This is a genomic window from Janthinobacterium sp. GW821-FHT03A03, assembly GCF_059421435.1.
On record NZ_JBWKUZ010000001.1, the window covers coordinates 242,649 to 265,342 of the forward strand.

Below are 22,694 nucleotides of genomic sequence, written 5' to 3' on the forward strand. Positions count from 1 at the left end.
TGGCGGGCATTCTAATGGAAATGATTCTCATTTACAACCAATGCACGGCCCGCGATGCGGATTTTTTTACAACCGGCAAAAATGGCGCCTCGGTGAAATCCCCGCACGCGGAGTAGAATAAAAAAAACGGAGGACTTGCGTGAATCAAACTGACCAGTTGGCGGTACTGAAAAAACCGCTGCCCCCATCCCTTGCTGCCGTACTTTCCCTGATCTTCGCCGACCGCTTTTCCATGACGCAAGCCATGCGCGCACACCATGGCCGCGACGAGTCGAGCTATCCCCCCATGCTGCCCGACGCCGTCATCTTCGCCCATTCCACCGAAGAAGTGGCGGCCGCCGTCAAGCTGTGCAGTGCGCACGACGTGCCTGTCATCGCCTACGGCAGCGGCACCTCGCTCGAAGGCCATGTGCTGGCCCTGCATGGCGGCGTGACGATTGATCTGTCGCAAATGAATCACATGGTAGCCGTGCACAATGAAGACCTGACGGCCACCGTGCAGGCGGGCGTCACGCGCAAGCAGCTCAACGACGACGTCCGCGACACGGGCCTGTTCTTCCCCATCGACCCGGGCGCCAATGCCTCGCTGGGCGGCATGGCCGCCACGCGCGCCTCGGGCACGAACGCCGTGCGTTACGGCACCATGCGCGAAAACGTGCTGGCCCTGACTGTGGTGACGGCCGACGGGCGCATCATCAGGACAGGGACCAGGGCGAAAAAATCGTCGGCCGGCTACGACCTGACGCGTTTGTTCGTCGGCAGCGAGGGGACCCTGGGCATCATCACGGAAGTGACCGTAAAGCTGTATCCGCTGCCCGAGGCGATCTCGGCGGCAGTCTGTTCGTTTCCCGGCACGGGCGAGGCCGTCAGCGCCGTGATCCAGACCATCCAGATGGGTATTCCCGTGGCGCGGGTCGAGTTTCTCGATGAAAATGGCGTCAAGGCCATCAATGCCTACGACAAGATGGCGCTGCCGCAAAAACCATTATTGCTGTTTGAATTCCACGGCACGCCGGCCAGCGTGGCCGAGCAGGCGCAGCTGGTGCAAGCCATCACGGCGGAACATGGCGCCAGCGATTTCGAATGGGCCAGCCGCCCCGAAGACCGCTCGCGCCTGTGGGCCGCGCGCCACAATGCGTATTTCGCCCTGCTGCAGATGCGCCCCGGCAGCCGCGCCATTTCCACCGATTGCTGCGTGCCGATTTCGCGCCTGGCCGAATGCATTCTCGCCACCCAGGCTGACTGCGAGGCGCAGGGCCTCGTCTACGCCATCATCGGCCACGTCGGCGACGGCAATTTCCACGTGCAGATGCTGGTCGATCCGGACGACCCAAACGACATCGCCCGCGCGGAAAAGGTCAACAGCGACATGGTCACGCGCGCCATCGGCATGGACGGCACCTGCACGGGAGAACACGGCGTGGGCATGCACAAGATGGCCTTCCTCGTGGAAGAACATGGCGAAGGCGGCATCGACACCATGCGCGCCCTCAAGCACGCGCTCGATCCGAAGAACATCATGAATCCGGGCAAAATTGTCAGGTGGTAGGTCGCTCTTTCGGGATCGGCATTTTTCCCACTGGGAAAAATGCCCCCGCCGGGTCTGCCCCGGCCCTTGCCGTTGGGTGATTTTTATAAATCCATGCGCATCGGCACGAAAGCGATGCCGCCCGTCTCCACCTTGGGCCCGGTGGCAACAAAGCCCAGGCTTTCGTACAGGGGCAAGGCGTAGGCCGAGGAATTGACGGTAAACGCCGTCACATCGCCCCTGGCCAGCGAGGCATCGCGGGCGGCCTGCCACAGGCGGCGCGCCATGCCGCGCCGGTGCAGCGCGCGCGGCACGAACATGTGGAACAGATGCGTGTTGTCGCGCATGGCCACCACGCCGGCCAGCTCGCCGTCGATATGCGCGAGCTGGTAGGCATAGCGCAGATCGGACAGATAGCCTTCGATGGCCGGCTGGCGGCAGTGCTCGATGAATTTTTCCGCCCCCGCGCCGTCCGGGTGCAGGGTCAGAAAGGGCATCAGGTCGTCGATCAGGGCGACAATGGCGGGCGCGTCGGCTACCAGGGCGGGACGCATGATCGGTTCGGGTAATGTTGTCATCTTCAAATAATGCCATGCCCTCTGCCCCACCGGCAACTCTCAGCAGAAATCGCGGCTGCTCGTGCGCAGCCGCCCCAGCAAATGCGACATGTCGACCAGGCGCCTGGCCACCAGGTTGCACACCATGCCCTCCCTTTGCCACACGCCGTACACGCCCAGCAGCGGCGCGCTCAGCACCTCGCGCCGCTGGCTTTCCACCAGGTCGGGCCAGACGATGACGTTGACCGTGCCCGTCTCGTCTTCCAGGGTCATGAAGACGACGCCCTTGGCCGTGCCCGGACGCTGGCGCACGGTGACGATGCCGCAGGCGCGCGCCACTTGCCCGCTCGTGTACGTCATCAGGGTGGATGCGGGCAGGAAGCGCTGTGCCAGCAATGACTTGCGCAGCAGCGCCAGCGGGTGGCGGCCCAGGGTCAGGCCTTGCGCGCGGTAATCGCTGACGATGCCCTCGCCTTCCGTCGGTGCGGCCAGCACGGGCAAGTCTTCCTCCGGCGTGGTGGAACGCAGTAAATCCCTGTCGGGCACGGCGCCGGCCGCCTGCCACAGGGCTACGCGCCGGTGGCCGGCCAGCGCGTGCAGGGCGTTGCCGGCAGCGAGCACCTGCAAGTCATGGCGGTCCAGGCCGCCGCGCCGCGCCAGGTCGGCCACGTCGGCGAAGGCGGCGATGGCGCGCGCATCCTCGATGCGCCCGGCCGCCTGCGCGCGCATGCCGAACAGGCTGTTCAAGCCCAGGCGCACGGCCGGCGCCCTCCCCTCGCCTTCCAGCGCCGCCTCCCAGCCGCTGACGGCCACGTCGACGGGCAGCACCTGCACGCCATGGCGGCGGGCATCCTGCACCAGTTGCGAGGGGCTGTAGAACCCCATGGGCTGGCTGTTGAGCAAGGCGCACAGGAAGGCGGCCGGTTCATGGCATTTCAGCCAGGAACTGGCGTAGGTCAGCAGGGCGAAGCTGGCCGCGTGCGACTCGGGAAAACCGTATTCGCCGAAACCCTCGATCTGGCTGAAGATGGCGTCGGCAAACTCTTTTTCATAGCCATTCTTCACCATGGCATTGACGATGCGCTCCTGGTAATTGTTCATGCCGCCCTTGCGTTTCCACGCCGCCATGGCGCGCCGCAACTGGTCCGCTTCGCCGGGACTGAAATCGGCGGCGATGACGGCCACCTGCATCACCTGTTCCTGGAAAATCGGGATGCCGAGGGTGCGCCCCAGCGCCTTTTCCAGTCCCTTCGGATACACGACGGCTTCCTTCTGCTGGCGCCGCTGCAGATACGGATGCACCATGCCGCCCTGGATGGGCCCGGGGCGCACCAGCGCCACTTCGATGACGAGGTCGTAGAATTTGCGCGGGCGCAAGCGCGGCAGCATGCTCATCTGCGCGCGCGACTCGATCTGGAACACGCCGATGGTATCGGCCTCGCACATCATGTCGTAGGTGGCGCGGTCTTCGGCGGGAATATCCTGCAGCCGGAATTGCTCGCCGCGCCGCGCGCCCACCAGCTCCAGGGCGCGGCGCAGGGCCGACAGCATGCCCAGCGCCAGCACGTCCACCTTCATCAGGCCCAGCTCTTCCAGGTCATCCTTGTCCCACTCGATGACGCTGCGCCCGGCCATGGCGGCGTTTTCTATCGGCACCAGGCGCGACAGCTTGCCTTGCGCAATCACAAAGCCGCCCGGATGCTGCGACAAATGGCGGGGAAAGCCCAGCAGCTGCTGCGCCAGCGAGGCCCACTGCTGCGACAGTTCCGCCTGCGGGTCGAGACCGCATTCGGCCAGGCGGTTCAACAGATCGTGCTTGCCGTCGAACCAGCGGTGCGCCTTGGCCACTTTTTCCACGATGGCCAGGTCGATCCCCAGCGCCCGGCCGCTGTCGCGCAAGGCGCTTTTCGGCCGGTAGCTGATCACCACGGCCGCCAGCGCGGCCCGCTCGCGGCCATATTTGTCGTAGATATATTGGATGACTTCTTCGCGCCGCTGGTGCTCGAAATCGACGTCGATGTCGGGCGGCTCGTTGCGTTCGCGCGACATGAAGCGCTCGACCAGCGAATTGCCGCGCGCCGGGTCCACTTCCGTGATGTGCAGGCAATAGCAGACGGCCGAATTGGCGGCCGAGCCCCGGCCCTGGCACAGGATGTTTTGCGCACGCGCAAAACGCACGATGTCGTAGACGGTCAGGAAATACGCTTCGTAGGAAAGATCCCGGATCAGTTCCAGCTCATGCTCGATCTGCTGCTGCACGTTGGCCGGAATACCGAGCGGAAAGCGCACGCGCGCGCCCGCATATGTTTCCTCGCGCAAATAGGTCGCCGGCGTGTGGCCGTGCGGCACCAGTTCGCCGGGATAGTCATAGCGCAGGCTGTCCAGCGAAAATGTGCACAGGCTGGCGAGGCGCACGGTTTCCGCCAGCGCTTGCGGCGGATACACATTGGCCAGGCGCAAACGGGCGCGCAGATGCTGCTCCGCGTTTTGCGCCAGCGCATAGCCGCACTCGCCCACGGGTTTACCCACGCGTATCGCGCACAGGGTGTCGAGCAGGGGCTTGCGCGAGCGCACGTGCATGCACACGTGGCCGACGGCCACCACGGGCAAGCCCAGCGCCTGCCCCGCCTCCTGCACGGCGCCGCGGTGGGCGTCATCCTGCGCCCGCTGCAGCAGGTTCAGGCCCACCCAGCTGCGCTCGCCGCCAAAGGTGGCCGCCATCCACGCGCCGTGCGCGCGCAGCGCCTCGGGCCGGGCCGGATAGCCGGGCAGCAAGACCATCAGGCAGCCGGGCAGCCCCCGCAAATGGGCGAACTGCGCCGACGGCGCGGCGAAATCGTCGGGCGTCAGCAAGTAGCGCCCCTTGGCCGCCCGCGTGCGCGCCATGGTGATCAGTTCCGACAGGTTGCCATAACCGTCGGCATCGCGCACCAGCGCCAGCAGCGACGGGCCCGCGCTGCCGTCGGCCTGCGTCAGGTGAAAATGCGCGCCTATGATCAGGGGAAAACCGGCCCGCTTGGCCACCGCATGGGCGCGCACGACGCCGGCCAGCGAACACTCGTCCGTGATGGCCAGCGCCTTGTAACCGAGCTGGACTGCGCGCGCCACCAGTTCCTGCGCATGCGAGGCGCCATGCAAAAAGCTGAAATTGCTCAGGCAGTACAACTCAGCATACTCGGGTAAGACTGCGCCCCACATGATCCACCTCAATACTGTATGCAAACACAGTATATTATACTCATCTGGAATCGCCCTTATCGTTTATGCTGGTGTTTTACCCTTTGCCTCGAGCGCCATGATCGTCCACTTATTAAAATGTTTCGGCGCCGCGCCCGGCGGCGGCAATGCGGCGCTGGTCGTGGAAAACGACGGCGGCAGCGAAGCCGAGCGCCAGGCCTTCGCCCGCGAGCGGCAAGTGAGCGCCTGCGTCTTCCTCGACCGCCAGGCGGACGGCGGCATCGTGCTCGACTATTTTTATCCGCACACGCGCAGCCCCCTGTGCCTGCACGCCACGCTGGCGGCCGCGCACGTGCTGCTGACGGCGCCCGGCGCCCCGGCAAACTTGACGGTAACCACCGCCATGCGCGGGCAAGCACTGCGGCTGCTGCGCCGCGCGGAAGGGATATTCATTGGCCTGATTTCGCAGCCGGCGCCGGCCGTCACGGTGGAAACATATGTGCCGTCGGAACTCATGGGCCAGCACATGCACTTGCTGTCGCCGCCCGTGATCGCCTCCGTCGGCAGCCCGAAGCTGCTGCTGGAAGTGGCCGACCGCACCACCCTGCGCGCGCTGCGGCCCAATCTGGAACTGATCGCCGACTGGAGCGCCCTGCACCAGGTCAGCGGCTGCTACGCGTATTGCCGCACGGGCGAGAACGAATACGAGGGGCGCAACTTCAATCACCGCGATCCGGCGCGCGAAGACAGCGCCACGGGCGTGGCGGCGGGCGCCCTGTCAGCGCATCTGCAACAGTCGCTGCGCCTGCATCAGGGTCACGTGATGCAGCAGCCGTGCCTGATCGAGGTGCACTACGGCGCAGACGCAATCTGGGTGGGCGGCATGGTGCAACGCAGCACCTGAACGGGGCAGCGCGCACCGGTACAAGGCAAGCGGGGCAGCGGCCAAAAGATAATCAACCAGGAAACAACAGTTACAGTAAATTTGTAATAACAAAACAAAGTATCGCTGGTGAATGCTGAAATGAAGGCACTAGAATCAAGTCACGAATCTAGCCCATCAGCCACTTGGAGACACCGCGTGCCCACCCTCACCACCTTGCGTCAAGCCATCCTCATCAGCCTGTACGGCAGCGCCGCGCTGGCCGCGTTCAGTCCCGCCGCCATGGCCCAGAGCAGCGCAGCGGCTGCCGCGGAAGGTCCCGTGCAAACGGTCAGCGTGGTCGGCTCGCGCCGCGTCGCCAGTTCCGCCACCGACACCATGGTGCCGGTCGATATCATTCCGATTTCCAGGGTGGCCGAGCAAGGCGGGCAGTTTGACCTGGCGCAATCGCTGCAATACATTTCGCCCTCGTTCAACTCCACGCGCCAGACGGGCGCCGATGGCGCCGACCTCGTCGATTCAGCCGCCCTGCGCGGCCTCGGTTCCGACCAGACCCTCGTGCTGGTGAACGGCAAGCGGCGCCACACGACGGCCCTCGTCAACCTGTTTGGCGCGCGCAACCGCGGCAACACGGGCACGGACATGAATGCGATTCCTTTGCTGGCGATCAAGAACGTGCAAGTGCTGCGCGACGGCGCCGCGGCCCAGTACGGATCGGACGCCATCGCCGGCGTGATCGACATCGAACTGAAGAAAAGCCTGGGCTGCGAAGCGGTGGCCGGCTACAGCCAGTACTCGGCCGGCGACGGCAAGAATTACATGACCTCCGCCTACTGCGGCATCGCGCTGGGCGACCAGGGCACGCTCGCCATCACGGGCGAATACCTGGACCGGGGCCGTTCGAACCGGGCCGACGCGGACAGCATGCGCATCATCGGCGACACCAAGGCCAGGAACAAGACCCTGTACGTGAACGGCGACTATGCCACCAGCGGCACGGGCAAGCTGTACTTCACGGCCGGCGCGCAGACGCGCGACGCATCGAGCGCCGCCTTCGGCCGCGGCGGCATCGGCAGCGACGACATCCCTGCGCGCAATTCGGCCGCCATGTACCCGGACGGTTTCGTGCCATTTATTAACGGCAAGATCGACGACCAGTACGCCACCATCGGCCACCGCAGCCAGATCGGCGAATGGCATGCTGACTTTTCGCAAACCTATGGCTATAACAAGATGCGCTACGACATCAGCCATACCCTGAACGCCTCGATCGCCAACCTCGACCTGCTGAACGGCGGCAAGGGCGTCAGCGCCAGCAGCTTCGACGCGGGCGGCTTCTCGTTCCAGCAGCTGACCAGCAACGCCGATTTCAGCCGCTACTACGACACGGTAATGCGCGGCATGAACGTGGCCTTCGGCGCCGAATACCGCAGCGAGGAATACAAGATCATGGCCGGCGAACCGGGCTCCTACATCGACGCCGACGGCGTGGGCGTGGGCGGCAACGGCCGCAGCCAGGGCTTTCCCGGCTTCCAGCCCGGCGACGTGACCAAGGCCAGGCGCCACAGCATCGCCGCCTACACGGACGTGGAACTGGACTGGACGGAACGCCTGAAAACCCAGGCCGCCCTGCGCTATGAAAAATTCAGCGATTTCGGCTCCACCGTGACGGGCAAGCTGGCCGCCAGCTATAAAGTGGCGCCGAATGTGCTGCTGCGCGGCTCGGCCAGCACGGGCTTCCGTGCGCCGTCGCTGCAGCAGGTGTATTTCTCGTCCACCTTCACCGACTTCGTCAGCGGCGTCGCCACCGACGTGGTGCTGGCGCCGAACGGCGGCGCCGTCGCCAACGCGGCCGGCATCCCCAAGCTGAAGGAAGAAAAATCCACCAGTTTTACGTTCGGCACCACCTGGACGCCGACGCAGGCCATCTCCGTCACGGCCGACCTGTACAACATCAAGATCAAGGACCGCATCGTGCTGTCGGGCCGCTTCAATGCGGGCAACTATCCTGACCTGGCCGCGCGCCTGGCCCTGCTGGGCGTGACGGAAGCGCAATTTTTCGTCAATTCCGTCGACACGCGCACGCGCGGCCTGGACCTGACGGCCTCGCACAAGGGCGAGCTGGCCGGCAACCGCCTGAACACCTTCCTGGCCTTAAATTTAAGCAAGACGGAAGTGACGAAGGTCAAGACGCCCGATTCGCTGGCGGGCTATGCTGACGTACTGCTGTCCGAACGCGAGCGCCTGTTCATCGAACAGGGCGGCCCCCGGTCGAAAGCCACGCTGGGCTTCGACTACGTCACGGGCAAGCTGGAGTCCGACCTGCGCATCATCTACTTCGGTCCGCAAACCCTGGGCACCTTCAGCGGCACGGCCAACGGCGTGCCCAACGCCCACTACGCGGCCAAGACCTCGGCCGACCTGAGCTTCACCTACAGCATCAACAAGAACACCAAGCTGACCTTCGGCGGCAATAACATCTTCAACGTCAAGCCGACCACGCAAAACGCGGACGAGACGGACAACGGCTTCAAGTACGACAGCGTGCAGTTCGGCCTGAACGGCGCCTCGTATTTCGGCCGGCTGTGGGTGAAGTTCTGACCACCGTGTCCGCATAAGAAAACAGCGGCTGCGCCGGCATGGGCAGCCGCTGTTGTTTCCAATTGTCTCGACGCGCCGGATCTGGCGCACAGCTTATTTCTGCGGCAGATCCATGCTGAACGATTTTGTGTACTTGCCCATGATCTGCCTGATCTCGCCACTGCTGGTGAGTTTTTGTAGCGCCTCTTTTAATGCCAACTGGGTTTCCGGGCGTGCGTTTTTCCTGGAAAAAAACAGGATGAAATCGTTGCTGCCCAGGACGAGCGGCGCACCCAGGTCTGCCGCTTTGATGCCGGCCATATAGGCGCCGTAATACAAGCCCACGCTGGAGCCTATTCCCGCATCCAGACGTCGCATTGACAACATTTTTGCCATTGCCACGTAGTCATTGACAGAATACTTCTGGATTGCATTGTCCGTGTCAAATTGCTCCACATATTTGCTGGTGCGGACGATGCCTACGGTCTTGCCGCGCAATTCATCCAGATGACGGTAGTGCTTCCCCGACGGGCCGACCACGATGACAGGCATCGACACGACAACGCCGACCGGCACGGCGCCGCGCGTCATCTGCTCATTGCCGAAACGTATGGTAAAGTCGGCGCTCCCGTTTTCAATATCGGCGGCGGTTCTGGGATAGGGGATCAGGGAATTGGTGTAGGCGAAGCCCGCCACTTCTGCGATGCGATTGCCGATTTCGTACATCATGCCGGTGGGCCGGCCATCGCTGCCAACGAATCCCCACGGCGGGCCGTGGATGGTTTCAATCCTGAGCGGCGCGCTCATGGCGCACCAGGGCTGCACCAGCAACATCAAGGCAATTGCAAGCCGCCTGAAAATTGTCACGTTCATCACTTTGCCACATTCGTGTATTCAACTCGGACATTATATTGCATGCCCGAACTGGCGCCATGCATCGCCGCGGCTCCCCGGGCCACGCTTGAGCCATCCCTGCAGGCCAAAGCGAGCGGCGTGGCTGCGGCCAACTTTCTTTGCCCTGCGGCGGAAAGCACGGATAATAGCGGCTAACTCATAAGCACAGTATTGGATTACCTCATGGAAATTAAAGTCAACTTTCTCGACAAGCTGCGTCTCGAAGCCAAGTTCGACGATTTTACGGTCATCGCCGACCAGCCCATCCGCTACAAGGGCGATGGCTCGGCGCCTGGCCCGTTCGACTATTTTTTGGCATCATCGGCACTGTGTGCCGCGTACTTCGTGAAGTTGTATTGCAATACGCGCAATATTTCCACCGAAAACATCCGTCTGTCGCAGAACAACATCGTCGATCCGGAAAACCGCTACCAGCAGATTTTCAAGATCCAGGTCGAGTTGCCGGAAGATATCTCCGCCAAGGACCGCCAGGGCATCCTGCGCTCGATCGAGCGTTGCACGGTGAAAAAAGTGGTGCAGGAGGGACCCGAGTTCGTCATCGAAGAAGTCGCGAATCTGGATGCCGATGCGCAGTCCTTGCTGATGCTCAATCCGGCCGGCGCAGCGAACACCTATATTGTGGGCAAGGATCTGCCGCTGGAGCAGACCATTGCCAATATGTCGGGCGTGCTGGCGAACCTGGGCATCAAGATTGAAATCGCCTCGTGGCGCAATATCGTGCCCAATGTGTGGTCGCTGCATGTCCGCGACGCGCACTCGCCCATGTGCTTTACCAACGGCAAGGGCGCGAGCAAGGAAAGCGCGCTGGCGTCGGCCCTGGGCGAGTATATCGAACGCCTCAATAACAACCATTTCTACGCGGGCGCGTTCTGGGGCGAAGACATCGCCAACGCGCCATTCGTGCATTATCCGAACGAGCGCTGGTTCAAGCCTGGCCGCAAGGATGCGCTGCCCAAGGAAATCCTCGATGCGTACAGCCTGGGCATCTACGACCCTGATGGCGAGCTGCGCGGCTCGCACCTGGTCGACACCAATTCCGGCAATGCGGAGCGCGGCATCTGCTCGCTGCCATACGTGCGCCAGTCCGACGGCGAGACCGTGTATTTCCCGTCCAACCTGATTGAAAACCTGTATGTCAGCAATGGCATGAGCGCCGGCAATACCCTGGCCGAAGCACAGGTGCAATGCCTGTCAGAAATTTTCGAGCGGGCCGTCAAGCGCGAAATCATCGAAGGCGAGATCGCCCTGCCCGACGTGCCGCAGGAAGTGCTGGCGAAATACCCGGGCATCGTGGCCGGCATCGCCGGCCTGGAAGAACAGGGCTTCCCCGTGCTGGTCAAGGATGCGTCGCTGGGCGGCGTGTATCCGCTGATGTGCGTCACCCTGATGAACCCGCGCACGGGCGGCGTGTTCGCCTCGTTCGGCGCGCACCCGAGCTTTGAGGTGGCGCTCGAGCGCAGCCTGACGGAATTGCTGCAGGGCCGCAGCTTCGAAGGCTTGAACGACTTGCCGCAGCCGACGTTTGCCAGCGAAGCCGTCACCGAGCCGAACAACTTCGTCGAGCACTTCATCGATTCGAGCGGCATCGTCTCGTGGCGCTTCTTCAGCGCCAAGGCCGATTACGCTTTCGTCGAGTGGGATTTCTCCGGCCATGGCGAGAACTCGAATGCCGAGGAAGCGGCGACCCTGTTCGGCATCCTCGCCGGCATGGGCAAAGAGGCGTACACGGCCGTGTATGACCAGCTGGGCGCCGTCGCCTGCCGTATCCTCGTGCCCGGTTATTCCGAGGTGTATCCGATCGAAGATTTGATCTGGGACAATACCAACAAGGCGCTGCTGTTCCGCGCCGATGTCCTGAACCTGCACCGCCTGGACGACGCCAGCCTGGAAGCGCTGCTCGACCGCCTGGAAAACAGCGAACTCGATGATTACGGCGACATCGCCACCCTGATCGGCATCGAATTTGACGAAAATACGGACTGGGGCCAGCTCACGGTGCTGGAACTGAAACTGCTGATCAACCTTGCCCTGCAGCAATTCGAGGAAGCGCACGAGCTGGTGGGCGCCTTCCTGCAGTACAACGACAACACGGTCGAGCGCAAGCTGTTCTATCAAGCCTTGAACGTGGTGCTGGAAGTGGAACTCGATGACGAGCTGGAACTGGACGATTACGTCGTCAATTTCCGCCGCATGTATGGCGACGCCCGCATGGACGCGGCGCTGGGCTCGGTGGACGGCAGCGTGCGCTTCTTCGGCCTGACGCCGACCAGCATGCAGCTGGAAGGCCTGGACCGGCACGAACGCCTGATCGACAGCTTCAAGAAGCTGCACGCGGCGCGCGCCAGGGCGGCGGCCCGCTAGGGCGGCAAGCCAGCGATGATTTGCGACAGCTCATCCCTGGCAGCAAGCGACTGACGATGCTCAGCCCGCCAGGGCCGCGATCTCTTTCTGCATGTTCTCGATGGCCCGCTCGTTGTACTGGTCGGCGAAATACGCGTCGCCAAACAGCTGGCCCGCCTGCGCCTTGCCGCACAGATGCTGCAGGGCCAGGCCCCGCTGCTGCTTGAAGCGCACGGGATCGACATGCGCGTATTCGCGGCCGATCGCTTGCGTGTAGGCCTGGTACACCTCGTCGTCCTGCCCCAGGATGGCCAGGTCGGCGCTGAGCATGGCGTCCTTCAGCGCATGGCTGATGCCGGGCCCCTGGAAATGGTCGGTGACGCGTATCAATTGCGCTACATCAAGGTTGTCGTCCGCATCGAGGCCGCTGGCCAGCCACAGCTGGGCGCTCGCCTCCTCGCTCGAATACAGGGCGTCTTCGTCGTGGCTGTAGACGGCATCGTGGAACCAGAACGCCTTCTTCACCAGCGCGCTGTCGCGTTTCGAGGCATACGTGTTGTCGGCCCACACGCGGATTTCGGACAGGCCGTGCACCAGGTGGTCGAGGTTGTGGTAGTGGCGATCAGGGCCGCCATACGCCTGCGGCCCCGTCAGGTGCGCGAACCAGTGATCACACAGCGCGATGCCGGCCTGCGACGCGGCGGCGTAGTTCCACAGCGCTTCCCACTCCTTGCGCAGGCAGTCGAGTATCCACGCGTGGTAGGCGGGGCCGGGGACGAATTTCTTCATGGTCCAGTTCCAGCCGACCGGCCCTTCCAGCGCCTTGACAAAGCTGGAGCTGACGGAGCCGAGGTCGCGCGGCGGCATGACGAAGATGGTCTTGGCGCCCTGCAACACGTCCACATTCGTTTGCTGGATCAGGTTTTCATAGTCAAAATCGGCCGTCGTGCGGATGCCGCGGATCAGGTAGTCGCAGCCGTGCTTTTTCGCCGCGCGCGCCGTGTAGTCGCCCTTGACGATGACCACCTGCACGTTCTCCCAGCCGCACTCGCGCGCGCTCTGCTCGATGATGCGCTTGCGGTCCTCGGCGGGGAATTGCGGTTTCTTGGCGGGGTTTTGCGACAGGAAGACGATCACCTCGTCGGCAAGCGAACGCGCCTCGCCGATCACCCACATGTGGCCGTTGGTGATGGGGTCGAGGGTTCCTGAAAATCCGATTCTCTGCATGCTGCGCTCCGTGGTCTGGTTCTGCTTGTTTCGCAGACAATATAGGGCCACGGCGCGCGCGTCAATGCGCCAGATTAAAGATACGCCTCACGCCAGGGCAAAGCTGAGGGAAATCTGCCTCATTTTTTCACCGACAAGGGGAATTCCACGCGCACGCACAGGCCGCCCAGGCGCTCGGACTTGTCCAGCACCAGGCGCGCGCCATGGCGTTCGGCGATGGCCTTGATGATGGCCAGCCCCAGGCCGCTGCCGTTGGCGTCCGTGCCGGGCACGCGGTAGAAGCGGCTGAAGACGCGCTCGCGCTCCTCGGGCGGGATGCCGGGGCCGCTGTCCTCCACGGACAAGGTCACGCCGACGGGGCTGGCGCGCAGGTCGATGTCGACCGTGCCGCCCTGCGGCGTGTACTTGATGGCGTTGTCGACCAGGTTGCGCAGCATGATGTTGAGTGCGTCGGCCTGGCCGGCGACGCTGGCCGCATCCATGTGATGCAGGCCCAGGTCGATCTTGCGCGCCTGCGCGATGCCGGCCATGTCGCCCAGCGCGCGCTTGACGACGTCGTTCAAGTCCACCGCCTGCAGCTGGTCGCCGCTGGCGGCGCTGGCCTCCTGGCGGGCCAGCACCAGCAGCTGCTCGACCAGGCGCGTGGCCCGCTCGATGCCGGCGCTGACGCGGGAAATCGCCAGGCTGCGCTTTTCCTGCGATTCGGCCCGCTCCAGGCTCAGCACCTGCAGTTTCAGGGCCGCCAGCGGCGTGCGCAATTCATGCGCGGCGTCGGCGACGAAATGCTGCTGCGCGTCGAACGCCGTTTTGACACGTCCGAACAGCAAATTGAGTTCATGCACCAGGGGCCGCACTTCGTCGGGCAAGCCCGCTTCCGAGACGGGCGACAAATCGTCCGCCTGGCGCGCCGCCACCTGCTTGCGCACGCGCGAGACGGGCGCCAGCGAACCGCTGACGACCCACCAGACGACGAGCATCAGGATCGGCGCCATCAGGGCGATGGGACCGACCGTGCGCAGCGCCAGGCTGCCGGCCATGCGCTTGCGAACGGCCATGTCCTGGGCGATCTGCACGGTCTGGGAACTGGTTTGCACGGAAAAGATGCGGTAGGTGGTGCCGTTGGCCTTCACATTGGAAAAGCCCAGCACGGCGCGCTGCGGCAATTCCGCGCGCGTGATCGAGCGGAAGACCTGCACGCCGTCCGGGGTCCACACCTGCACCACCATGTCATTGTTGACGGGATCGGCCGGCAAGGCTTCCGCATGGTTGGCCAGCGGCGCGCCCGAGCGCAGCGACAGGGCCATCTGCTGCATGTGATAGTCAAAGATCTGGTCGGCGTCGTACAGGGCGCTGCGGTAGGCGATCGAGGCCTGCGCCAGCGCCGCCATGATGATGGCCGCCAGCAGAAACCACAGCAGGCGGCCGCGCAGCGAATGCGTCACCGTGACCTTCATCCTCATGCCTTCGGCACCATGTAGCCGAGGCCGCGCACGTTCTGGATCAAGTCGCTGCCGAGCTTCTTGCGCAAGCCGTGGATATACACTTCCACGGCGTTGCTGTTGACTTCATCCTTCCAGCTGTACAGCTTTTCTTCCAGCTGCGCGCGCGACAGCACGATGCCGGGACGCGCGATCAGCGCTTCGAGCACGGCCCATTCGCGCGCCGACAGGTTCACGGGATGGCCATCGGCGATCACTTCGCGCGTCAGCGGATTGATGGACACGCCCTGGTGCTCGAAGATGGGCTCCGGACGGCCCGAGGCGCGCCGCAGCAGGGCGCGGATGCGCGCCAGCAGCTCGTCGAGGTCATACGGTTTTAATACGTAATCGTCGGCGCCCGCGTCCAGGCCCGCGATGCGCTGCTCGACGGCGTCGCGCGCCGTGGCCACCAGCACGGGCGTGTCGAGCTTGCGCAAGCGCATCGAGCGCAGCACGTCGAGGCCATCCTTGCGCGGCAAGCCCAGGTCCAGCAGCACCAGGTCATAGGTCTGCGTCTGCAGGGCCGTGTCGGCCATGTCGCCATCCTTGACCCAGTCTACCGCGTAATGCTCGGCGCGCAGCAGGTCGAGCACCACCTCGCCGATCATCGTGTCGTCTTCTACCAGCAATAAGCGCATGCCTGATCCTTGTTCAATTTTTCACCCCAACGGCGAAAGGCCGGGGGGAATGTGTCCCAATGGGACACATTCCGATCACGAAGTGAGCGACCCCGGCACTAATTAGTTAAATTACCCCAGCCGCACGGGAATGAAGATCTTATCGGGGCCGCGCTGTATCAGCAAGGCCACCGACTTGGCGGATTTTTCCACCACGTCGCGCACCTGCTCGACGGTGTTGACGGGACGGCCATTGACCGACAATAGCACGTCGCCCGGCTGCACCCCGGCATTGGCGGCGGCGCCGCCCGCGTCTTCCACCAGCAGGCCGGCGCTGATGCCCGCCTCGCGTTTTTCATCCGATTGTAACGGACGCAGGGCCAGGCCCAGCTTTACCTTGCCGGCGGCGCTGTCGTTTTTCGCCACTTCGGCCACCTTGTCGGCCGCATTGCCCAGCGTGGCCGTCAGGCTGATGATCTTGCCGTCACGCCAGACATCCATGCTGATCTTGTCGCCTGGCAAGGACGTGCCCACCAGCGCCGGCAAGTCGGCCGAGCCGATGATGCGCTGGCCATTCACCTTGCGCACCACGTCGCCCGATTTCAGGCCCGCCTTGTCGGCCGGGCTGCCCCGCTCCACGTTGGCCACCAGCGCGCCTTCCGGCGTGGCCAGCTTGAACGAGTCGGCAAAGCCCTGGTTGACTTCCTGCACCGTCACGCCCAGCTTGGCGTGGCTGGCCTTGCCCGTGGCGACGATCTGGTCCTTGATGCGGCCGGCCAGGTCGATCGGGATAGCGAACGACAGGCCCTGGAAGCCGCCCGTCTGGCTGTAGATCTGCGAATTGATGCCGACCACTTCGCCGCGCGTGTTGAACAGGGGACCGCCCGAGTTGCCGGGATTGACCGCCACGTCCGTCTGGATGAAGGGCACGTTGCTGTCGTCGGGCAGGGAGCGGCCCTTGGCGCTGACGACGCCCGCCGTCACCGTGCTGTCGAAGCCATAAGGCGAACCGATGGCCAGCACCCACTCGCCCACTTTCAAGTCGCTCGAATGGCCGAGCGGCACGACGGGCAGGTTGTTGGCGTCGATTTTCAATACGGCAATATCGGTCTTCGGATCCGTGCCCAGCACCTTGGCGCGGAATTCGCGGCGGTCATTGAGCTTGACGGTCACTTCGCGCGCATCGCGCACCACGTGGGCGTTGGTCATGATGACGCCGTCCGGGCTGACGATGAAGCCGGAACCGAGGCCGTGCGTCGGCACGTCGCGCCCGCCCCGCTGGCCGCCCTGCGGCCCCTGGAAGCGGCGGAAGAATTCAAAGAAGGGGTCGTTGCCAAAGTCGTCATTGCCAGCCTGGGCCGAGGGGTCGTAGGCCACCTTGGTGCTGCCCGTCACGCTGATATTGACGACGGCCGGGCTGTTGCGCGCGGCGATCTGGCTAAAGTCGGGCAAGGCCACCAGCGGCGCGCCAGCGGCGGCAGGCGCCACGGCAGCGGCCACGGGGGCGGCAGAAGCAACGGCGGCGGCATTCGCGCCGGCATTGTTCTGATGCACCACCATGGCGCCGCCGGCGCCCAGGACACCGATCGCGGCCAGCGCGGCTACGGTGCGTTTGATGTTCAGGGATGCGGTATTCGTTTGCTTTTCCATGAATTGCTCCTCATTCAATGAGATTTTGATGTATGCAATAGTGGGCCACGAGTCTTAGGCAGTGCTTAACATTTTTCCATTTGGAAACAGGCGTTTGCGCCTTTAAGCATCGCTTAATCTTGCGTTCCGCACGCGCATCGCATGGCGGGCTATGGAAGGGCATACCGGCCTGACGTGACACTGGCCGGATAAACCGGCCAGTATTTTACTGCATGCAAGGAGGCTGCCCGGGCGCCCCGCGGGCGCCGCGATCAGATCAGGCCGCCTGGCGCTGTTCCAGCGTGCTGACGGTGGCGCCGGGAATGGTGTCGCTGCCGGTGCCGATCTCGATCTTGCGCGGTTTCAGCGCTTCCGGCACTTCCCGCACCAGGTCGATGGTCAGCATGCCGTTTTCAAACGTGGCGCCCGTGACCTTCACGTGGTTGGCCAGCTGGAAACGCTGTTCGAAATCGCGGGCAGCGATGCCGCGGTGCAAGAACGTGCGCTCGACGCCATCTTTCTGCTTGCGGCCCGTGACGTGCAGCGAGTCGCGTTCGGTGATGATGTCGATCTCTTCGCGCGAGAAGCCGGCCAATGCCATCACGATCCGGTATTTGTCTTCCGACACCAGTTCGATGTTGTATGGCGGATAGCTGGGCTGTGCATCGGCGCGCTGTTCGTTGAGCAGCTGTGCCAGGCGGTCGAAGCCGATGGCGGAACGATACAGGGGGGCAAGGTCAAAAGTACGCATGATAAATATCCTTTTCAAATGAAGCGATAAGAGGGGCGGACCTCACCGTGAGCATCCGCCTGCTACCAATCTAAGGACGATCAAGCGGCCTTCAAGGCCTTGAAATTGGCGCAAAACGCCCCAGACGCCGCCAAATTTGTAAGAATTTTTTACAGAATGCTAGACTCGCTCTTTGCCTCCCCGAAGCCGCCCCGCCCCATGCCCCGCCCCATGCCCTATTCCCGCGCCGTCCTGTCCTGGTCCTTCTCCCTTCTCGTTTCCACTGCGGCCCAGGCCGCCTCGTCCACGGCTCCCCCCATCGTGCTGCACGTGGACGCCAGCAACGTGGCGCAGCAACTGTTCAGCATCCGCGCAAGCATCCCCGCCGCGCCCGGCAAGCTGACCTTGCTGTATCCACAATGGGTGCCCGGCAACCACGGGCCCAGCGGCCCCCTGAACCAGCTGGCCGGCCTGCGCCTGTCCGCCAACGGCCAGCCCCTGGAATGGCGGCGCGATCCCGTCAACATGTTCGCCTTTCACGTAGACGTGCCGGCCGGCGCCGGCAGCGTGGAGGCGCAATACCAGTTCCTCTCGCCCGTCGACGCCAGCCAGGGCCGCATCACCATGACGGGCGCCATGCTGGACGTGCAATGGCATGCGATGACACTGTATCCGGCCGGGCGCGCCGCGCGCGACATCCTCGTGCAGCCGAGCCTGACCCTGCCGGCCGGCTGGGAATTTGCCAGCGCCCTGGAAGTGCGCGCGCGGGCGGCCACGCCGGCCAGCCAGCTAGTCGATTTCGAGCCGCTGGACCTCGACACCCTGGTCGATTCGCCCGTCTTTGCGGGACGCCATGTCGAGCGCATCGACCTCGACCCTGGCGCCAGGGTGCCCGTGCTGCTGAACGTGATGGCCGACAGCCCCGACAGCCTGGAAGCGTCGCCGCAGCAAGTCGAACAACACCGGGCCATGCTGCAGCAAGCCTATAAACTGTTCGGCGCGCGCCATTACCGTCATTACGACTTCCTGCTGGCCCTGAGCGACGAGTTCGGCGGCATCGGCCGCGAACACCTGCAGTCGAGCGAAAATGGCGTCAAGCCCGGCTATTTCAGCGAGTGGGACAAGAACGAGGCGGGCCGCGTGCTGCTGCCGCACGAATTCGTGCATTCGTGGAACGGCAAGTTCCGCCGCCCCGCCGGCCAGGACACGCCGGACTTCAACACGCCGCTGCAGAACAGCCTGCTGTGGGTCTACGAAGGCCAGACGCAGTACTGGGGCAATGTGCTGGCGGCCCGCTCCGGCCTGGTGGCCCCGGCCCACATGCGCGACCTGTTTGCCGCGACGGCCGCGCATTACGACGTCATGCCCGGGCGCAGCTGGCGCGCCATGCAGGACACGACGAACGATCCCATCATCAACGGCCGGCGTCCCATGGCCTGGAGCAGCTGGCAGCGCGACGAGGATTACTATATGGAAGGCGCGCTGGTCTGGCTCGACGTCGACACCACCATCCGGCAACTGTCGGGCGAGCGCCGCTCGCTGGACGACTTCGCCCGCAGTTTCTTTGGCGTGCAGGACGGCAGCACCACGCCCCTGCCCTACACCTTCGAGGACGTCGTCGCCGCCCTGGACGCCGTGCAGCCGCACGACTGGGCCACCTTTTTGCGCACGCGCCTGGACGGCCACGGCCCCGGCGCGCCGCTCGACGGCCTGGCCCGCGCCGGCTGGAAACTCGTCTACCGCGACGCGCCCACGCCGTTCATGAAAACCAATGAAGAGCGCAGCAAGGGCACGGACCTGACGTACTCGCTGGGCTTGACGATCGACAAGGACGGCAAGCTTGGCAAGCTGCTGTGGGACGGCCCCGCCTTCAAGGCGGGTTTATCGGGCAACACGACCTTGCTCGCCGTCAATGGCACGGCTTACACGCCCAAGCTGCTGAAGGCGGCCATCCAGGCGGCCAAGGCCAGCCCGCAGCCGATCAACTTGCTGGTCAGAAAGGGCAAGCAATTCCAGACGGTGGCGCTCGACTACCACGGCGGCTTGCGCTACCCGCAGCTCGAGCGCATCGCCGGCACGCGCGACCGCCTGTCGGCCATCCTGCAGGCGCGCTGAGGCGGGGATAAGCACGGTGATTTTGCGCCGCGCCCCCCATGCGGGGCCGGCTTTTGGTGTATGCTGGCGGCATGAACAATGACACCGACATCCAGCTCAGCGGCCCCTTCAAGGCCACCGACGGCTCCGGCCGTGCCCACGACATCAAGGCCATCCACATCTTCGACGAAGGCTACGGCATCATCGACGTCTACGTCGATTTCGCCGCCCCCCTCGAAGCGGGCGCGTACAAGGACAAGACCCTGGTCGGCCACATCCTGGCCCGCTTGCGCAGCCTCGGCTACGTAGGCCCCGACTTCGGCCACGGCGACCTGGGCTTGCAAGACAAGAAACTGATCGTCCTGGAAGCACCCGAGGAATTTTCCGCCTTTGCAGTGAGTAAAGGCTGGAAGGATCTTTCGGCCGAGTTTGACGAAGACTGAGCCTTCGCCACCGGAACGCCATCATGCGCCGCGCCTGCCCCTGCAGGGGCGGCGTTTTTCATCGTCCCCTTGCTTCCTTCACCCATGCTCCTGCTCTTTCTGCGCACCTGCGCTCTGCCCTTCCTGCTCTGCATGCTGGCCGGATGCCAGCAATCCGACCTGATCAAGGACTTTGAACAGAAAGTCCCGCTGCAAGACCAGCAATTGGCGCGGCATTACAGCGATCTGCTGCGTGAAAAACAGCTGGACTATGTACGCATGGCAACCGAGCCGGGCAACAACGGCGATCAGATCCGCCAGGCGCTGCCCACCTTGAGCGCCACCTTCCCCGCAGGCGAGCCCCAGTCCGTCAGGGTGGTGGGCTACCAGCGCATCGAACAGCGCGATATGCCGCAATTGCTGAGTATCAGCTTCGAATATGCCTATCCTGAAAAATGGATCGTCAGCACCATCGTGCTGAGAAAATATGGCACTGAAGCCACCATCATGGGCTTGCGCGTGGCGCCACAAACCACATCGCTGGAACAGCAGGCGACCTTCACGCTGGGCGGCAATTCGCTGCTCCACTATGTGGTGCTCGGCGCTGCCATCCTCTCCCCCTTGCTGATCCTGTTTGCTTTGGGGTTATGCCTGCGCAGCAAGCTGACCGTCAGGAAATGGCCCTGGTTGCTGTTCATCAGCATCGGCTTCGGCCAGCTGTCGTTCAACTGGGCAACGGGACAGTACCTGTTCCTGCCCATCGCCATCCAGCTGTTTGGCGTTGCCGCCGGCACCAGCGCCTACCAGCCCTGGACATTCATCATCTCCTTGCCGCTGGGCGCCATCGTGTTTCTGCTTGTCAGGAAAAAACTGGCCGCGCCTGCAGGCCTCATGGCGTAGGCACGGCCTGCAGATAACGCGCGCTCCAGGCGGCGATGACGTTGGCCACATAGGCCGCATCATTGCGCCCAGTCAATAAGTGGTCGGCATCGTCGAGCGAGACGAAACTTTTCGGGTGTTTCGCGGCCGTGAAAATATCCATCGCGTTCGACAGGCTCACCGTCGTGTCGTTCGGCGCGTGCATCACCAGCAGGGCGCGGCGCAGGCCGGCGATGTGGGCCTTGAGACTGTGGCTGCCCGCGTCGTCGACGAATTGCTGGCGGATGCGGAAGGGCCGCCCTTCCAGCTGCACCAGCGCCTCGCCCTCGGCGGCGATCTGCTCCAGGTGCGCGCTGAACATGCGCGTCACGTAGGCGGGCGTGCTCGGCGCGGCCAGGGTGGCAATGGCGGTGGCTTCCGGCACGTGCGCGGCGGCGGCCAGCACGGCGGCGCCGCCCAGGCTGTGGCCGATCAGCAATTGCGGCGCGGCATGTTTTGCCCGCAGGAAATCGGCGGCAGCGAGCAGATCGTCCACGTTCGACGAGAAATTCGTGGCGGCAAACTCGCCTTCGCTGGCGCCCAGCCCCGTGAAGTCGAAGCGCAGCACGGCGATGCCGTGTTCCGTCAAGCCTTGCGCGATGCGCCGCGCGGCCAGCACGTCCTTGCCGCAGGTAAAACAGTGGGCGAACAGCGCGTAGGCGCGGATGGCGCCGTCGGGCGCGTCGAGGCGCGCCGCCAGCACATGGCCGTGCGCACCGGGAAAGTCTTGCCGGGTGGATTTCATTGTCTCAGATCAAAGCTGCCGCGCAGTGCGGCCGATCGCGCATTGTAGCGCCGCCCGGCCGCCGCCTGCTTTAACCACGCTTGGGAATATCCACGCCCCTGGCAACGGCTGGCCTGGCCAGGAACGCATCGAGCACGCGCTGCACGTTGGGAAAATTGTTAAAACCGACCAGCTCGCCGGCGCCATAGAAGCCCACGAGGCAGCGCACCCACGGGAAGATGGCGATGTCGGCAATCGTGTACTGGCTGCCCATGATCCAGTCGCGGCCATGCAGGCGCTGCTCGAGCACGCCCAGCAAACGCTTCGCTTCGCCCAGATAGCGCTCGAGCGGACGCTTGTCTTCGTACTCCTTGCCGGCGAATTTGTGGAAGAAGCCCACCTGGCCGAACATGGGGCCGATGCCGCCCATCTGGAACATCAGCCACTGGATGGTTTCATAGCGCAAGCCCGCGTCCTGCGGCAGGAACTCGCCCGTCTTTTCCGCCAGGTACAGCAGGATGGCGCCCGACTCGAACAGGGCCAGCGGCTTGCCGCCGGGACCATCCGGGTCGAGGATGGCGGGAATCTTGTTGTTCGGATTGAGGGACAGGAAGGCGGGCGACAGCTGGTCGTTCTGCTCGAAGCTGACCAGGTGCGGCTCGTACGCCAGGCCCAGCTCTTCCAGCAGGATGGACACCTTGATGCCGTTCGGCGTGGGCAGCGAGTACAGCTGCAGGCGCTCGGGATGCAGGGCAGGCCATTTACGGGTGATGGGGAAGTCGGAAAGTTGGGACATGAAAATCCTTATTGAGTGTATGACGTGGCGCAAGAAAGCCAGTATAGCCAAGCATGGCAGTTTCAGCAGGACAACGCCT

Annotated in this window: 17 protein-coding genes; 7 read left to right on the forward strand and 10 right to left on the reverse strand. The window is 64.0% G+C overall.

Features of this window, described 5'->3' with window-relative positions; translation table 11 throughout:
* Positions 1–139: 139 nt before the first annotated feature.
* Positions 140–1,549: an FAD-binding oxidoreductase gene (locus AC07VI_RS01115; protein ID WP_413465868.1), complete on the forward strand. Its 1,410-nt coding sequence runs from the start codon at positions 140–142 to the stop codon at positions 1,547–1,549.
* A gap of 83 nt (positions 1,550–1,632) precedes the next feature.
* Here the strand turns inward: AC07VI_RS01115 and AC07VI_RS01120 are convergent, their stop codons facing one another.
* Together AC07VI_RS01120 and AC07VI_RS01125 are read right to left on the reverse strand one after the other, a co-directional pair.
* A complete protein-coding gene (locus AC07VI_RS01120; protein WP_492995412.1) occupies positions 1,633–2,106 on the reverse strand; it encodes a GNAT family N-acetyltransferase in 474 nt (157 codons plus the stop codon).
* Positions 2,107–2,145: 39 nt separating this feature from the next.
* The gene (locus AC07VI_RS01125) at positions 2,146–5,283 is read right to left on the reverse strand and encodes an error-prone DNA polymerase (RefSeq protein ID WP_086144037.1); all 3,138 of its coding nucleotides are present in this window, start codon (positions 5,281–5,283) and stop codon (positions 2,146–2,148) included.
* A gap of 97 nt (positions 5,284–5,380) precedes the next feature.
* On the opposite strand from AC07VI_RS01125, the gene AC07VI_RS01130 reads away from it, so the two are divergent.
* Together AC07VI_RS01130 and AC07VI_RS01135 are read left to right on the forward strand one after the other, a co-directional pair.
* Positions 5,381–6,166, forward strand: a complete 786-nt coding sequence (locus tag AC07VI_RS01130) for a PhzF family phenazine biosynthesis protein (protein ID WP_492995415.1) — start codon at positions 5,381–5,383, stop codon at positions 6,164–6,166.
* A 177-nt stretch (positions 6,167–6,343) separates the two neighbouring features.
* Entirely contained in the window at positions 6,344–8,746 is a 2,403-nt protein-coding gene (locus tag AC07VI_RS01135; protein WP_099375032.1) for a TonB-dependent receptor plug domain-containing protein, read from the forward strand.
* Positions 8,747–8,839: 93 nt separating this feature from the next.
* On the opposite strand, the gene AC07VI_RS01140 is transcribed toward AC07VI_RS01135, so the two are convergent.
* Complete coding sequence (locus AC07VI_RS01140; protein WP_099375031.1) at positions 8,840–9,598, reverse strand: substrate-binding periplasmic protein; 759 nt, start codon at positions 9,596–9,598, stop codon at positions 8,840–8,842.
* A gap of 204 nt (positions 9,599–9,802) precedes the next feature.
* Here AC07VI_RS01140 and AC07VI_RS01145 point away from each other — a divergent pair, with 204 nt between their 5' ends.
* The gene (locus AC07VI_RS01145; RefSeq protein WP_086144033.1) at positions 9,803–12,001 is read left to right on the forward strand and encodes an OsmC domain/YcaO domain-containing protein; all 2,199 of its coding nucleotides are present in this window, start codon (positions 9,803–9,805) and stop codon (positions 11,999–12,001) included.
* Positions 12,002–12,061: 60 nt separating this feature from the next.
* Here the strand turns inward: AC07VI_RS01145 and coaD are convergent, their stop codons facing one another.
* From coaD to AC07VI_RS01170, 5 genes are all read right to left on the reverse strand, one after another.
* Entirely contained in the window at positions 12,062–13,207 is a 1,146-nt protein-coding gene (gene coaD, locus AC07VI_RS01150; RefSeq protein WP_099375030.1) for a pantetheine-phosphate adenylyltransferase, read from the reverse strand.
* Between the two features lie 119 nt (positions 13,208–13,326).
* Complete coding sequence (locus AC07VI_RS01155) at positions 13,327–14,661, reverse strand: ATP-binding protein (protein ID WP_086144031.1); 1,335 nt, start codon at positions 14,659–14,661, stop codon at positions 13,327–13,329.
* A gap of 2 nt (positions 14,662–14,663) precedes the next feature.
* On the reverse strand, positions 14,664–15,323 hold the full coding sequence (locus tag AC07VI_RS01160; protein WP_071322464.1) for a response regulator: 660 nt from the start codon (positions 15,321–15,323) through the stop codon (positions 14,664–14,666).
* Positions 15,324–15,434: 111 nt separating this feature from the next.
* Positions 15,435–16,952 carry a Do family serine endopeptidase gene (locus tag AC07VI_RS01165; protein WP_086144212.1) on the reverse strand — a complete coding sequence of 506 codons (1,518 nt, stop codon included), beginning with the start codon at positions 16,950–16,952 and terminating at the stop codon, positions 15,435–15,437.
* A gap of 256 nt (positions 16,953–17,208) precedes the next feature.
* Entirely contained in the window at positions 17,209–17,682 is a 474-nt protein-coding gene (locus AC07VI_RS01170) for an Hsp20 family protein (RefSeq protein WP_086144030.1), read from the reverse strand.
* A 210-nt stretch (positions 17,683–17,892) separates the two neighbouring features.
* Between AC07VI_RS01170 and AC07VI_RS01175 the strand changes: the two genes are divergently transcribed.
* The 3 genes from AC07VI_RS01175 to AC07VI_RS01185 all read left to right on the forward strand — a co-directional run bounded on the left by AC07VI_RS01175 (position 17,893) and on the right by AC07VI_RS01185 (position 21,077).
* Positions 17,893–19,776 carry a M61 family metallopeptidase gene (locus tag AC07VI_RS01175; RefSeq protein ID WP_492995419.1) on the forward strand — a complete coding sequence of 628 codons (1,884 nt, stop codon included), beginning with the start codon at positions 17,893–17,895 and terminating at the stop codon, positions 19,774–19,776.
* Between the two features lie 71 nt (positions 19,777–19,847).
* On the forward strand, positions 19,848–20,198 hold the full coding sequence (locus tag AC07VI_RS01180) for a hypothetical protein (RefSeq protein WP_492995421.1): 351 nt from the start codon (positions 19,848–19,850) through the stop codon (positions 20,196–20,198).
* Between the two features lie 84 nt (positions 20,199–20,282).
* Entirely contained in the window at positions 20,283–21,077 is a 795-nt protein-coding gene (locus AC07VI_RS01185) for a hypothetical protein (RefSeq protein WP_086144028.1), read from the forward strand.
* On the opposite strand, the gene AC07VI_RS01190 is transcribed toward AC07VI_RS01185, so the two are convergent.
* On the reverse strand, positions 21,067–21,840 hold the full coding sequence (locus tag AC07VI_RS01190; protein WP_099375029.1) for an alpha/beta hydrolase family protein: 774 nt from the start codon (positions 21,838–21,840) through the stop codon (positions 21,067–21,069). The two genes, AC07VI_RS01185 and AC07VI_RS01190, sit on opposite strands and share 11 nt — an antisense overlap.
* A 70-nt stretch (positions 21,841–21,910) precedes the next feature.
* Positions 21,911–22,615, reverse strand: coding sequence for a glutathione S-transferase N-terminal domain-containing protein (locus tag AC07VI_RS01195; protein WP_099420890.1), 705 nt, complete (start codon positions 22,613–22,615; stop codon positions 21,911–21,913).
* Positions 22,616–22,694: the final 79 nt, after the last annotated feature.

Excerpts from the sequence above, each read along its gene's own strand:
- AC07VI_RS01120 (WP_492995412.1), bottom strand. The coding sequence starts at position 2,106 with ATGACAACATTACCCGAACCGATCATGCGTCCCGCCCTGGTAGCCGAC.
- AC07VI_RS01125 (WP_086144037.1), bottom strand. The coding sequence starts at position 5,283 with ATGTGGGGCGCAGTCTTACCCGAGTATGCTGAGTTGTACTGCCTGAGC.
- AC07VI_RS01130 (WP_492995415.1), top strand. The coding sequence starts at position 5,381 with ATGATCGTCCACTTATTAAAATGTTTCGGCGCCGCGCCCGGCGGCGGC.
- AC07VI_RS01140 (WP_099375031.1), bottom strand. The coding sequence starts at position 9,598 with ATGAACGTGACAATTTTCAGGCGGCTTGCAATTGCCTTGATGTTGCTG.
- AC07VI_RS01145 (WP_086144033.1), top strand. The coding sequence starts at position 9,803 with ATGGAAATTAAAGTCAACTTTCTCGACAAGCTGCGTCTCGAAGCCAAG.
- coaD (WP_099375030.1), bottom strand. The coding sequence starts at position 13,207 with ATGCAGAGAATCGGATTTTCAGGAACCCTCGACCCCATCACCAACGGC.
- AC07VI_RS01155 (WP_086144031.1), bottom strand. The coding sequence starts at position 14,661 with ATGAAGGTCACGGTGACGCATTCGCTGCGCGGCCGCCTGCTGTGGTTT.
- AC07VI_RS01160 (WP_071322464.1), bottom strand. The coding sequence starts at position 15,323 with ATGCGCTTATTGCTGGTAGAAGACGACACGATGATCGGCGAGGTGGTG.
- AC07VI_RS01165 (WP_086144212.1), bottom strand. The coding sequence starts at position 16,952 with ATGGAAAAGCAAACGAATACCGCATCCCTGAACATCAAACGCACCGTA.
- AC07VI_RS01170 (WP_086144030.1), bottom strand. The coding sequence starts at position 17,682 with ATGCGTACTTTTGACCTTGCCCCCCTGTATCGTTCCGCCATCGGCTTC.
- AC07VI_RS01175 (WP_492995419.1), top strand. The coding sequence starts at position 17,893 with ATGCCCTATTCCCGCGCCGTCCTGTCCTGGTCCTTCTCCCTTCTCGTT.
- AC07VI_RS01180 (WP_492995421.1), top strand. The coding sequence starts at position 19,848 with ATGAACAATGACACCGACATCCAGCTCAGCGGCCCCTTCAAGGCCACC.
- AC07VI_RS01185 (WP_086144028.1), top strand. The coding sequence starts at position 20,283 with ATGCTCCTGCTCTTTCTGCGCACCTGCGCTCTGCCCTTCCTGCTCTGC.
- AC07VI_RS01190 (WP_099375029.1), bottom strand. The coding sequence starts at position 21,840 with ATGAAATCCACCCGGCAAGACTTTCCCGGTGCGCACGGCCATGTGCTG.
- AC07VI_RS01195 (WP_099420890.1), bottom strand. The coding sequence starts at position 22,615 with ATGTCCCAACTTTCCGACTTCCCCATCACCCGTAAATGGCCTGCCCTG.